Here is a 13,542-nt window from a genome sequence, read left to right as displayed (position 1 = left end):
TAAGTAATCTAGTCGCTGATTATGTATCAAGTACTGCAACAGTATAAACTTTTCCATTACTTTTCAATAACCAGAATATAGATCTTTTATCTGTTACTCTACAACCTAGTTTATCTTTGCTAACACTACCAAAATAGCTTTCGTTCACTTTATTTCACTGTCAAATATTTCTAAATTTGAACTGCTGTTGATAGATAAGTAGTCTTAGTCGATGGGAATAAAATCAATGGTAGTTTTATTTATACTAGCTTAAACAACTTTTCCTCATATTGGTATATTAACCTAAATGGGATTTTTAGTTGTTACCTAGGACTACTCAATTTTTATATATAATTATTTTAACTATTCTAAATAAAATAGTTCATAAATAGAGCTTAAATAATAATTTGGTATGAGGGAATAGACGATAAAAAACTAATAATTGTACAAGTTATTTTTAATAGTAAGCTCTAAAATTTGAGCTACTAAGTTTTTATATAATTAGCCAATAGCTGAATGCTTATCTCAAGGAAAGTATAAATGAGTTTGAATCTAAATATCTAGGGTGATCTACTATGAAAAATAGATACAATTAAATTAAAGGGGTTAAATTCAATACAATGTCGAACACAACCCCTAAAATAATAATCTAACTTCTTTGGACCAAGTTAAATTAGATACTTATTTTCATTATATTTTATGCTCTATCTAATGCCATTGCCAGCAATGTAATCGGATGCAAACAAGTCAATTTAGTAGACATATCTATTTGCCATTTACAAGTCTCACATTCTGAAACAACGAAGTCAAAGCCACCATTATTAATATGTTCGAAAAGTGGATTACCAATTGCTTGAGACACCTCATAATTTTCTGATTTGAAACCATAAGTTCCTGCAATACCACAACATTGTGATGGTAACATAACGATTTCAAGATCAGGAATATGTTTTAAAACATCTAAAGTATAAGGTGCCCAACCTGCTTTATCCACATGACATGCAGTATGATATGCAACACGTAATGGTATTGATTTAAAATTAGGTTTCTTACCTGAATTAAATAGTTGATACAAGTATTGCGTAACAATATTCATATGTGGACGGATCTTAGCATTATCCATTCCTAAAATATGATGATATTCATCGCGTAAATTCATGGTACAACTAGATGATGTTCCTACAACCTCAATTTCTTTATCAACTGCTTTTTCTAACTCAGTTAAGTTGAATTTCGCTAATTTTTTTGCTTTATCAGGAAAGCCATTTACTGATAAAGGTAGGCCACAACATTTTTCTTTTTCAAGTAGAACAACGCCAATATCCATTGCATTAAAAACATCAATTAAATCTTTACCTAACTGCGGATTATTATAATTTACATAACACCCATGATAATAAGCAACTTTTTCTCTATAAAGAGATTGACGTTCAGCTTCTTTTTTTAAATACCAATTTCTGAAAGAGCCAAAAGAATATTTTGGTAAGGTACGATGACGACTAACATTCAATGTTTTCTCAAGTAAAAAACGTGTAGCTTTCAATCCTGTAATACCATTCACGATAGGTGCTAATGGGGTATTCATTTTACCCATAATATCGGTATTACTTAGAACTGCATCACGCAATTTATGCATTAATGGCTTATTTTGACGATCAAGATGATTGTTTCTTGCTCGAATAATCAAATCTCCTATCTTCACATCAGAAGGACAGGCTACCTCACAGCGTTTACAGTTAGTACAATATTTTAATGCTTCATCGTAGAGTTCAGCACTTTTTAGACGTAGACGTTCTCCATCTGGACCTGATTGTTTAGGCCCCGGATAAAATGGATTTTGTCTAGAAACAGGACAAACGGCAGTACAAGCTGTACATTTGATACAACTTTCAAAAGACTCATCAATTCCACTATGATGAATTGTGGGGGTTGACAGCATTTGTTGTTGTGCACTGTCAATTAATTGTTGAAGATTCATTTTGTACCTCCGATTTGTTCCGCTACATATAATGCGGTAACAACAGCAATTCCTGAACCACATCCTAGTTCTAAACTGTTAGAGCCACCAATAACATTACCTATAGCATATAAATTATCCATAAACTGTTCTGACACTTTTACTTGGCAATGTTCATTGATAGTAACACCTGCCGATTGGTAAGGCTGAGGAGCTGAAAAACGTTGATATGTCCAAGACAAGCGGTTAGATGACTCGAAATTTTTGTAACCTGTAATATCAGCATTAAATACAGGTTCAAATACTTGTTCAAATTCAGCAACTAATCCATTACTGAAAAAGCTACCTGTAGCTAGTACAAAATGTTCAGCTTTAATCGCATCATTTGGATGCAAAGAAGTAAATATTTGACTAACTTTGCCGTTTTCAATATCTGCTTTAACGGCTTTATCGCCATTCAGCATTAAACCTCCCAACATTTCAAAACGATTACGTAATTGTTTATGTTGTCGGATACCTAATAATGAGGGTGGTAAAGTTGGTAATTCAAAAATAGCTTTACCTACTTTCTCTTTTAGTTGATTAAAGAAACGTTGATCATCTAAACCAAAACAAGCAGGTAGGAAAATTGCTTCTGCATTTTTGCTAGATTGTTGAATTTCTGCAATTAAATCTCTAAATGCTAATTTATGTTCTAGCAGTTGTGCGATATTAACACTTCTAAATTCTCGTGCGTTATTTCTTAACTGATCTAATTCAGGAATATTGAGATAACCCGTTGATAATTCACAATGTGCAAATTGTGGATTTTGTTTTAAATTTTCCGCAAGTAATTGAGGTTGAAAATCGTGATAACCCTCAATGCCTAAAATAGCGATAGATTTATGCGGAAATTGTTCTGTATTTTGTATAGTTGGTACGCTGTTTGGGGATAACCAACTGCCTCGCAATCCTCCCAAAGGCGTTACACGAAAATGATTAGCTTGAGTGGAACCCTCTAAATCTAATTTTAACGCTTTAGCTAACTGTTCGAATTGTTGGGCTTTTTCTAATACTTTTTCTGCCCCAATTAAACTATAAGGGTGTTCAGGTAATTGTTGCTGTAACAATGGATAAGATTTGCAAAACTCATTCACAATCTCACCGCTTGGTAAGCGACTTAATAAGTCCATTGAACCTGAAGAGAAATCAATTGCTGCTTGACCATTGTTGATGATCACACAACGTTTACCTTGTTCTTGTAGCGTAATCCCACAAGTTAATCCCGCTAGACCGCCACCAATAATTACAACATCAAAATTCATTGTTATCCGTCCCTTGCTGAGCTTGTTGATCAAGTGGTTGAACATCGTTTAAACCAAGTAGGCTGTAATAGATCCAACTGGTGAAATCGGCTTCTCGAATCGCATCACCCCACGCAATAGGCTCAATTCCTCGCCAACGCTCTTCCATAAAAGAGGCTAATTGGGTGGTTGATTGACGTGGTGTAGCAACATCAAAACGAGTCATTAAACCCGCAGCTCGACAGGCACAGAGTTCAGCTTGACAAGTCCCCATTCCTACACGAGTACGACGACGAAGATCAACCAAATTATTAACACTTAATTCATCAATAGCATAACGTACTTCACCTGCAGTTACTGCTTCACATTCACACACTAGAGAACGGTCTAAACGATCTTTATCGAGTAAACGTGTTGCACGAGAACCGTGACGATATACAGCGGAGTAACGAATGGTGCTTGGTAATGAAATGACTTTATTATTGGTTTCCGCTCGACTTTCATTTGAACCTGGTAATACGTTTTCAGCAGTCACACAACGAGCAGATTTATTCAATTTTTTACAAACCAGATCAGTTGCCCACTCTGCCATTAGGCGATAGGTCATTAATTTACCACCTGTGATGGTAATAAAACCGTCTAGTCCATCACGTTCTTGGTGATCAAGTAAAACAATTCCTCGACTGACATTACGCCCTGAAGGATCATCATCGGAAGCTACTAATGGACGAACACCAGCATAAGCTCGTAACACACGAGTATGACGTAAACTTGGTGCTAATTTTTCACCTTCTCTAAATAAAATATCAACTTCTTCAGGTGTGACTTCCATATTATCAATTTGATCGTAAGGAATACGGCTTGAAGTTGTACCTATCACACAAATGGTATCACCCGGTACTAAAATATCCGCATCAGCAGGATTACGACAACGATTGATAACCATTTTATTGATACGATGCCCCATAACTAATAGCGCACCTTTTGCTGGGAACATTTTGATTTTTAAATCAGCATATTCTGCAATACCTTGTCCCCAAATTCCCCCAGCATTAACCACTACTTCTGCAAAAAATTGGCGATCTACACGATTTTTGTGATCATAAACATTCACTCCAATTACTTTACCGCCTTCTCGGATCAATCCTTTTACTTCACAATAGGTAAAAACTTTAGCCCCATTCTCTGTTGCATCCATCATATTTGAAGCAGTTAAACGGAATGGATCGATTGAACCATCTGGTACTACGACAGCTCCAACTAAATCTGGATTAACAGAAGGTTCCATATGTTTAGCAAGCTTAGGATCGATGGCAATTGCCTCAATTCCAGAAGCTGAACAAGCATCTATAAAAGTTTTTTGATAACTTAGATCATCTTCGGGTAGTGTAATAAATAAGCCTTCTGTTTCATCAACACAATGACGAGCAATTTTGCGTAAAATCTTGTTCTCTTCGATACACTCTCTTGCAGATTCACTATCTTTTACAGCATATCTTGCTCCACTGTGTAATAGACCATGATTACGCCCTGTTGCTCCAGTCGCAATATCTCGACGTTCGAGTAATATACAGTTGATACCACGCAAAGCACAATCTCGAGCAATCCCAGCACCAGTTGCTCCTCCACCAATGATAATAACATCGGTAGCTTGCGGGGAAAAATCACTCACATTTTGATACATTTTAGGCGATATAGCCATAACATCTCCCACATTAAATGTTCATAAAAGAAAAAAATACGAATTAATTCTATACAAATGAGCGATTTCAAACAAGGAAATAAATTATTTAATGTGAAGTAGATCACTCTTTGGTAGCCTTTAGAATTTTTTAACGTATAAAAAAATATTATTTTGTAAAATTCATCACAAAATTAAATAAAGTTAATGATGTCTATTTTCTTTTTCGATATCATATATACTCTTTTTGTATAAATACAATAACAACCCTTTGGAGATGACTATGTTTGGTCCATTTAAACCAGCTCCACATATTCCGGAGCTACCAAAAGATAAAATAGATCCCACTTATAGACGATTACGTTGGCAAGTTTTTATAGGGATTTTCTTCGGCTATGCAGCTTACTATTTTGTTCGCGCTAACTTCGATTTAGCTCAAAAAGGGCTAATTGATGCAGGCATGTACACAAAAACTGATTTAGGTGTGATTGGTACTGCTGCAGGTTTAGCGTACGGTCTTTCTAAATTCATTATGGCAGGAATGTCTGACCGTTCAAATCCTAGAGTATTTTTACCATTTGGTTTACTACTATCCGGTTTATGTATGACTATGATGGGGCTTATTCCTTGGGCAACATCAAGTATTCTTGTTATGTGGGTCATTATCTTCATAAATGGTTGGTTACAAGGTATGGGATGGCCACCAGCAGGTAAAACCATGGTGCACTGGTGGTCTAAAAATGAACGTGGAACAATCGTTTCTATCTGGAATACCGCTCACAATGTTGGGGGAATGGTACCTGGTGCAATGGTGTTATTAGCAAGCGCATTATATTTCAGTAATCATGGAGTTCAAGCAACTGCGAAAGATATATGGCAACAAGCTTTATATTTCCCAGGTATTGCTGCAATGATCGTTTCTGTACCAATTTTCTTAATTATGCGTGATACTCCACAATCTTGCGGTTTACCACCTATTGAAAAATGGCGTAATGATTATCCTGATGATTATGATGAAAAAACTTACGAAAATGAATTAACCACAAAAGAAATTTTTGTGACTTATGTATTAAAAAATAAATTATTATGGTACATCGCAATTGCTAATGTGTTTGTTTATTTAATTCGCTATGGTGTATTGAAATGGTCACCAGTTTATTTAGGTGAAGTTAAGCATTTCAATATTAAAGGAACCGCTTGGGCATATACTATTTATGAATTAGCTGCTATTCCAGGGACATTAATTTGTGGTTGGGTTTCAGATAAAGTATTTAAAGGTAAACGTGGTTTAACAGGTTTAATCTTTATGACATTAACAACAGTTGCTGTTATTGCATATTGGTTAAATCCAGTGACTCCAGAAGCTGAACTTGCTCAATATAAAGTTTGGTACGAAAACCCATACCAATTAATGGATTTCATTTTAATGACAACTATTGGTTTCTTAATTTATGGTCCTGTTATGCTAATTGGTTTACATGCTCTTGAATTAGCTCCTAAAAAAGCAGCAGGTACTGCGGCTGGATTTACAGGATTATTTGGTTATCTAGGCGGTACTGTTGCAGCATCTGCAGTAGTTGGATGGGCTGCAGATAAATTTGGCTGGAATGGTGGTTTCTATGTCATTATTGGTGGAGGGGTAATTTCTGTATTCCTTCTACTCATCGTCACATTAGAAGAAGCTAAACATAAAGCAAAACTTGAAGATCATTATGGTAAATAAGATCTAATTTAGAAAAGGAAGAATGACAATCTTATTCTTCCTTTTTATATACTAATGTGCTAATCACAGGAAAAAATTATGAAATTAAAAAATATTGCACTCAGTTTAGTTGGTATGGCTGTTTTAGCAGGATGTAGCACCATGACTCAATCATCAACACAACATTCAGAAAAAATTGTTATTGCTCATAGAGGTGCAAGTGGTTACTTACCAGAGCATACTTTAGAATCTAAAGCGTTAGCCTTTGCACAAAATGCAGATTATTTAGAACAAGATTTAGCAATGACAAAGGATAATAAATTAGTTGTTATTCATGATCACTTTTTAGATGGTTTAACCGATGTAGCTAAAAAATTTCCAAATAGAGCCAGAAAAGATGGTCGTTACTATGTTGTCGATTTTACATTAAAAGAAATTCAATCTCTTAATATGACAGAAAACTTCAAAATAGAAAATGGTAAAGAGGTTCAAGTATATCCTGATCGTTTTCCTATGTGGAAATCCCATTTCAAGATTCATACATTTGAAGACGAAATTGAATTTATTCAAGGTTTAGAAAAATCTACAGGTAAAAAAGTTGGAATCTATCCTGAAATAAAAGCACCTTGGTTACATCACAAAGAAGGAAAAGATATTGCTCTTGAAACATTAAAGGTGCTTAAAAAATATGGATATGATTCTAAATCAGATCCTGTCTATTTACAAACTTTTGATTTTAATGAGTTAAAAAGAATAAGAACAGAATTATTACCTAAATTAGGAATGGATTTAAAACTTGTTCAACTTATTGGTTATACTGATTGGCATGAAACAGAAGAAAAAGATAAATCAGGAAAATGGGTAAATTATAGCTATGATTGGATGTTTAAAGATGGGGCTATGGCTGAAGTTGCTAAATATGCTGATGGAGTAGGCCCAGCTTGGTATATGTTAGTTGATGAAGAAAAATCAACTCCTGATCATATTGTTTATACTCCATTAGTTAAAGAATTAGCTAAGTATAATATGGAATTACACCCATATACGGTACGTAAGGATGCTTTACCAAGTTTCTTTACAGACGTAAATCAAATGTATGATGCTTTATTAAACAAGGCGGGAGCAACAGGGATATTTACTGACTTCCCTGATACTGGCGTAAACTTTTTAAAGAATAAAAAATAATACTAAAAAAAGTAAATAATTGGGTAAATTTTTCTTTTACCCAATTATTTTTTGTTACTATGTAGATATATTAATCTATTATGATAGCATAATGTTTATTAACCGAATGTATAGTAGTATATGTATATAAAAAAATATATTATCCTCGGATGTGTAGCTATGTCAGTACCTGCTGTTGTTTTAGCTTCATCAAATGATAAATCATCGCTACAATACAAATACAAAAAAGAAAAAATCGATGAAATGCTAAAAGATGTGTTGAAAACAGAGCATCAATTAGTTCCTAAATATTGTCGTTTTATTGCTATTTCAAACGTGGCTAAAGAAGAATTATCTAGTGCTATTCCTGCAATTAAATTAGCTGTTTTAGCTAATTCTACCTCAAATAAAAATGTCATAATTTATCTAGATAAAACTCAAGATGCATTTGAAGAGATAAAATCTTTATTAAAAAATTATCCAGTTACAATTGATACTTATAAAAATAGCGATGAGTTAATTAATAAAGTTATTGCAAATCAATCTAATAAATCAAGCCTAGATGAGCATAGATTAGCAATAATCACCAAATCCACAAAAATGAGAGAAACATTAGCCAGTACAATAAATAGTTTAGGTGATAACCCTAAAAATATCATTATTGATAACTTTGCTTATCTTTATCACATCACCCGATCGGAATACGATAAACCTTCAAAGGAAGAGATAAAGCGTGTTTATGATCAAATCAAATAATCCCTAACCTTTTTGGAGACTCCATGAAAAAAAAGTCGTTTCTTATTGCTATTCCTTTAGTTGCAGTCGTTGCTCTTGTTGGTAATTACTTTACCAAGAAGCCTTTCGAGGTAAATATTTTACACATCAATGATCACCACTCTCACTTAGAGCCATCAGAGCTGGATTTTGTTATTAATGATAAAAAAACCAAAGTAAAAATTGGTGGATATCCTGAACTTGTTAGTGTTATTAAATCATTTCGAGAAAATCACAAGGATAATACACTTGTATTACATGCAGGAGATGCAATAACAGGAACACTTTATTTTACTTTATTTAGAGGTTCTGCTGATGCAGAACTGATGAATGAAACAGGTATTGATTATTTTACTTTAGGCAATCATGAATTTGATGCAGGTAATGAAGGTTTAAAAAAATTCTTAGATTACTTAAAAATTCCAGTTTTATCAGCAAACGTACTTCCACAAAAAGACAGTATATTAGCTGGTTATTGGGAGCCATATGCAATCAAAGAAATTAATGGGGAAAAAATTGGGATTATTGGGCTAGATGTTGTTGGAAAAACTAAAGAATCTTCAAATCCTGGTAAAGATATTGATTTTACTGATGAGATAGAAACAACTCAAAAATATGCAGATATATTAAAAGAACGAGGTGTTAATAAAATTATTCTTCTTTCTCATGCTGGTGCAAATCGAAATTTCGATATTGCTCAGAAAGTTACTGGCGTCGATATTATCATTACTGGCGATACTCATTATCTCTTTGGTAATGATGAGATCAAAAAAATGAGGTTACCTGTTGTAGCGGATTATCCAACCAAATTTATGTCGCCAGTGAATGAACCAGTTTATGTGGTTGAAGGATGGGAATACAGTAAATTAGTAGGTAATTTAAACGTAAAATTTGATAGAAATGGAATTGTTGAAGAAGTTATTGGTCATCCAGTTATCCCTTACCACTTAGATTCATCATTCACACGTAAAGATGAAAATGGTAATAAATACACACCAGAAGGCAAAGAAAGAGAAGCTATACTAGCAGAATTAAATGCGACCAAAACATTTCAAGTAGCTAAGGCTGATGAAAGAGCAACTGAAATATTAAATAAATTTAAACAAGAAAAAGAAACATTAGGTAATCAATTTGCAGGCGAAATAGTTGGTAGCACCATGCCAGGAGGATCAGCAAACAGAATACCTAGTGCAGAGAATCCCCAAGGCTCGATTGCGACTCGATTTATCGCAGAATCGATGCTTACAAGTATGAGAAGTTATGGGGCTCATATTGATTTAACGATTCAAAATTCTGGTGGAGTTAGATCTGATATAGAACCAGGTAAAATGACCTATAATGATGTCTATACAATGCTTCCATTTGGAAATACGTTGTTCCTATTAGAAATGACTGGTGAAGAAATTAAACAAGTTCTAGAAGATGCGATTAACTTTTCTATGAATAAATCAACAGGATCATTCCCTTATGCAGCAGGACTTCGTTATGAAGCTAATCAATATCCAAATGAACAAGGAAAACGTTTAGTTAAAGTTGAAGTTCAAAATAAAATAACTGGTGAATTTGAACCAATTAATGATTCAAAACTGTATAAAGTAGGCACTAATAGTTATATTGCAGGTGGCCAAGATGGTTATTATACTTTTGCCAAAGTCGTAGAAAAACGAGGTGGAGAAGATACTTACCTTCCGGATGCTGAAAACTTTATTAAATTCTTAGAAATCAAAAAATCTGTAGAATCTTATAAAGACTCAAATGCGATTTTCCATTTTGATGAAGAAAACCCTATTACCAAAAAATAAATATATATCTCTCTAGAAACATCTTCTTAAAAGAAGATGTTTCTTTCATATTCACTCAAAAACACTCAAAAAATTTCTTTAAAATCAAACATAGATCACACTTTTACATTTAATTAACATAAAAATGAGTTATATGTCACATTTTTAAATTTCAAAATTTGCCAAAAAGAATATTTTACCTATACTCGGCTTCAAAGGTTTTTATTTTTTTAAATTTATACCTATACATTATTTCATTTATTAGGGGGATCTATGGATCAATCATTAAAATCAGGCTGTATTGGCGAGTTTATTGGTACAGCATTAATGATATTTTTTGGATTAGGCTGCGTCGCAGCAGCGCAAGTTGCTGGCGCGACATTCGGTCTATGGGAGATATCTATTGTGTGGGGATTAGCTGTTGCTCTAGGAGTTTATGTATCCGCAGGTTTATCTGGTGCACATTTAAATCCAGCTGTCACCATTGCTCTTTGGAAGTTTGCATCATTTGATGGTAAAAAAGTTTTACCTTTCATTATATCTCAAGTATTAGGTGCATTTTTTGCTGCTGCAATTATTTATTTTTTATATCATAACCTTTTTGCAGCTGCTGAGTCTGCACAAAATATTGTAAGAGGTGAAAGTATTGGTTTTGCAGGGGTATTTTCTACTTATCCAAATCCTAATATCAGTGTAGCACAAGCATTTATGGTGGAACTTATCATCACAGCTATCTTAATGGCTGGTATCTTAGCTATTATTGACGATGGTAATGGTGTTCCAAGAGGCCCTTTAGCTCCATTATTAATTGGTTTATTAGTTGCTACTATAGGTGGTGCAACAGGTCCTTTAACAGGCTTTGCAATGAATCCTGCTCGTGATTTTGGCCCAAAAATATTTGCTTCACTTGCTGGCTGGGGAGAAATAGCTTTCACTGGTGGACGTGATATTCCTTACTTCCTTGTTCCAATTTTTGGTCCAATCATAGGTGCACTACTCGGTGGCTTTATTTATACACATTTCATTGGTAAAAATTTACCTAAAAACATTTAACAATAGGAATAACCATTATGACAAATAAACAATACATTATTGCTTTGGACCAAGGTACAACAAGTTCTCGAGCAGTATTATTAGACAAAAATGCAAATATAGTAGAAGTTGCACAACGTGAATTTACACAAATCTACCCTCAAGCTGGTTGGGTAGAACATAACCCAATGGAAATTTGGGCAACACAAAGTTCAACATTAAATGAAGTTGTTGCAAAAGCGGGTATTAAAGCTAATCAAATTGTGGGTATTGGTATTACTAACCAGCGTGAAACTACAATAGTTTGGGAAAAAGAAACAGGTAAACCTATCTATAATGCTATCGTATGGCAATGTCGTCGTACATCTGATTTTTGCTCACAATTAAAAGCCGAAGGTCATGCGGATTATATTAGAAAAACAACAGGATTAGTGGTTGATCCTTATTTTTCAGGCACAAAAGTAAAATGGATTTTGGATAATGTTGAAGGAGCTAGAGAAAGAGCGAAAAAAGGCGAATTATTATTTGGTACTGTCGATACTTGGCTAGTTTGGAAATTAACTCAAGGACGTGTTCACGTTACCGACTATACCAATGCGTCTCGTACAATGCTATTTAATATTCATACCAAAAAATGGGATGATAAAATGCTTGAGCTATTAGATATTCCAAGAGAAATGTTGCCTGAAGTTAAAAACTCTTCTGAAATTTATGGACAAACGAATATCGGTGGAATGGGCGGTGTACGTATTCCTGTGGCTGGTATTGCAGGAGACCAACAAGCAGCTCTATACGGTCATCTCTGTGTTGATGCTGGAATGGCAAAAAATACCTATGGAACAGGATGTTTTATGTTGATGAATACAGGTAATAAAGCAGTTGAATCTAAAAATGGATTATTAACAACAATAGCCTGTAATGCCAAAGGTGAACCTTGTTATGCCCTTGAAGGTTCAATTTTTATGGGAGGTGCATCTATCCAATGGTTGCGTGATGAATTAAAAATAATCCACGATAGCCGTGATTCTGAATATTTCGCTACAAAAGTAGAAAGTTCAAATGGTGTTTATGTTGTTCCTGCCTTTACTGGTTTAGGTGCTCCATATTGGGATCCATATGCCCGAGGCACAATAGTTGGGCTTTCTCGTGGATCGAATCGTAACCATATTGTTCGTGCAACATTAGAATCTATTGCATATCAAACTCGCGATGTCCTTGATGCAATGCAATCTGATAGTGGAGAGAAATTGGAAACACTTCGTGTTGATGGTGGAGCTGTTTCTAATAACTTTTTAATGCAATTCCAAGCAGATATTTTAAGTGCAAAAGTAGAACGCCCAGTTGTTAAAGAAGTTACTGCTTTAGGTGCTGCTTACTTAGCTGGTATTGCTACGGGATTCTGGGGAAGCTTAGAAGAATTACGTGGCAAAGCTGTTGTTGAAACTACTTTTATTCCAGATGGCGATGAAGAAAAACGAGCAAGACGTTATAAAGGTTGGAAACGTGCAGTGAAACGTTCATTAGAATGGGAAAAAGAAGACGCTGAATAATCTAAAAGATTGAATACAATCTATTATTATTTATATTCTATAAATAGAAAGAAAATAGGTATAAGTTTTTCAGTATTTAGCATTTTCTAGAGAGAAAATTCTATTTGTATCTGAATCTTATGCCTATTCTTATATCTTTTTTATCTGTTTTATAATCAATACTAAAACAAATAGCTTCTTTAGTTTTGAAGCAATCATATCGGAAATAAATCCAAGTTAATAGGATATTTTATTAAAGAATAATAGTAGAAAAATTTAGGGTAAAATTTTTAAATACCACCCTAAATTTTTTATTTGGGGCTGACATAGATTAGCCCTAAATTTGACACCATTTTTTCAGAATCTTCAACTGATTTTTTGGTGTCCCATAATTAAACCTAAACTCACATTCTTTTAAAAATAAATGAAAGTTTTTCTTATCAATTCCGTTATACTTCCTTAAAACTCGCTTTGCTTGTGACCAAAAATTTTCAATTCCATTTATATGATTTTTTCCTTTAGCAAAGTCAGTGGAATGGTTAATTCTAAAATGTTGAAAATCACTGACATCAAGAGCATTATAACTACGATAATGATCTGTATATACAACACTATCAGGGACAATTTTCCTTTTAATTTGGAGTAATGTACTTGTCGTAG

General features: G+C 34.0%; 10 protein-coding genes. 6 read left to right on the top strand and 4 right to left on the bottom strand.

The annotated features are described in order from the left end of the window. Positions 1-676: 676 nt before the first annotated feature. From glpC to glpA, 3 genes are read right to left on the bottom strand one after another with little or no spacing between them, the layout of a single operon-like run. Positions 677-1,957 carry an anaerobic glycerol-3-phosphate dehydrogenase subunit GlpC gene (gene glpC, locus Q1J40_RS02885; protein WP_301098531.1) on the bottom strand — a complete coding sequence of 427 codons (1,281 nt, stop codon included), beginning with the start codon at positions 1,955-1,957 and terminating at the stop codon, positions 677-679. Next, complete coding sequence (glpB, locus tag Q1J40_RS02880) at positions 1,954-3,240, bottom strand: glycerol-3-phosphate dehydrogenase subunit GlpB (protein ID WP_301098530.1); 1,287 nt, start codon at positions 3,238-3,240, stop codon at positions 1,954-1,956. The genes glpC and glpB overlap by 4 nt, the downstream gene beginning before the upstream one ends. Then, complete coding sequence (gene glpA, locus Q1J40_RS02875) at positions 3,230-4,921, bottom strand: anaerobic glycerol-3-phosphate dehydrogenase subunit A (RefSeq protein ID WP_301098529.1); 1,692 nt, start codon at positions 4,919-4,921, stop codon at positions 3,230-3,232. The genes glpB and glpA overlap by 11 nt, the downstream gene beginning before the upstream one ends. 262 nt (positions 4,922-5,183) lie before the next feature. On the opposite strand from glpA, the gene glpT reads away from it, so the two are divergent. The 6 genes from glpT to glpK all read left to right on the top strand — a co-directional run bounded on the left by glpT (position 5,184) and on the right by glpK (position 12,903). After that, on the top strand, positions 5,184-6,623 hold the full coding sequence (gene glpT / locus Q1J40_RS02870; protein WP_301098527.1) for a glycerol-3-phosphate transporter: 1,440 nt from the start codon (positions 5,184-5,186) through the stop codon (positions 6,621-6,623). Positions 6,624-6,701: 78 nt separating this feature from the next. Continuing rightward, positions 6,702-7,787, top strand: a complete 1,086-nt coding sequence (glpQ, locus tag Q1J40_RS02865) for a glycerophosphodiester phosphodiesterase (protein ID WP_301098526.1) — start codon at positions 6,702-6,704, stop codon at positions 7,785-7,787. Between the two features lie 120 nt (positions 7,788-7,907). Then, the gene (locus Q1J40_RS02860) at positions 7,908-8,522 is read left to right on the top strand and encodes a hypothetical protein (protein WP_301098525.1); all 615 of its coding nucleotides are present in this window, start codon (positions 7,908-7,910) and stop codon (positions 8,520-8,522) included. A 23-nt stretch (positions 8,523-8,545) separates the two neighbouring features. After that, positions 8,546-10,342 (top strand): NAD nucleotidase, encoded by a 1,797-nt coding sequence (gene nadN / locus Q1J40_RS02855; RefSeq protein ID WP_301098524.1) that lies wholly within the window; start codon positions 8,546-8,548, stop codon positions 10,340-10,342. 252 nt (positions 10,343-10,594) lie between these two features. Then, on the top strand, positions 10,595-11,374 hold the full coding sequence (locus Q1J40_RS02850) for an MIP/aquaporin family protein (protein ID WP_301098523.1): 780 nt from the start codon (positions 10,595-10,597) through the stop codon (positions 11,372-11,374). A gap of 17 nt (positions 11,375-11,391) precedes the next feature. Then, entirely contained in the window at positions 11,392-12,903 is a 1,512-nt protein-coding gene (gene glpK / locus Q1J40_RS02845; protein WP_301098522.1) for a glycerol kinase GlpK, read from the top strand. A gap of 316 nt (positions 12,904-13,219) precedes the next feature. Here glpK and Q1J40_RS02840 read toward each other — a convergent pair. After that, positions 13,220-13,542, bottom strand: a 323-nt coding sequence (locus Q1J40_RS02840) for an IS1595 family transposase (protein ID WP_301098521.1), incomplete at its 5' end; no start/stop codon positions are given.

Origin of the sequence: Otariodibacter sp., from assembly GCF_029256985.1 — a bacterium.
Lineage (GTDB): Bacteria > Pseudomonadota > Gammaproteobacteria > Enterobacterales > Pasteurellaceae > Otariodibacter.
This window is presented reverse-complemented; position numbering and strand designations above follow the sequence as displayed.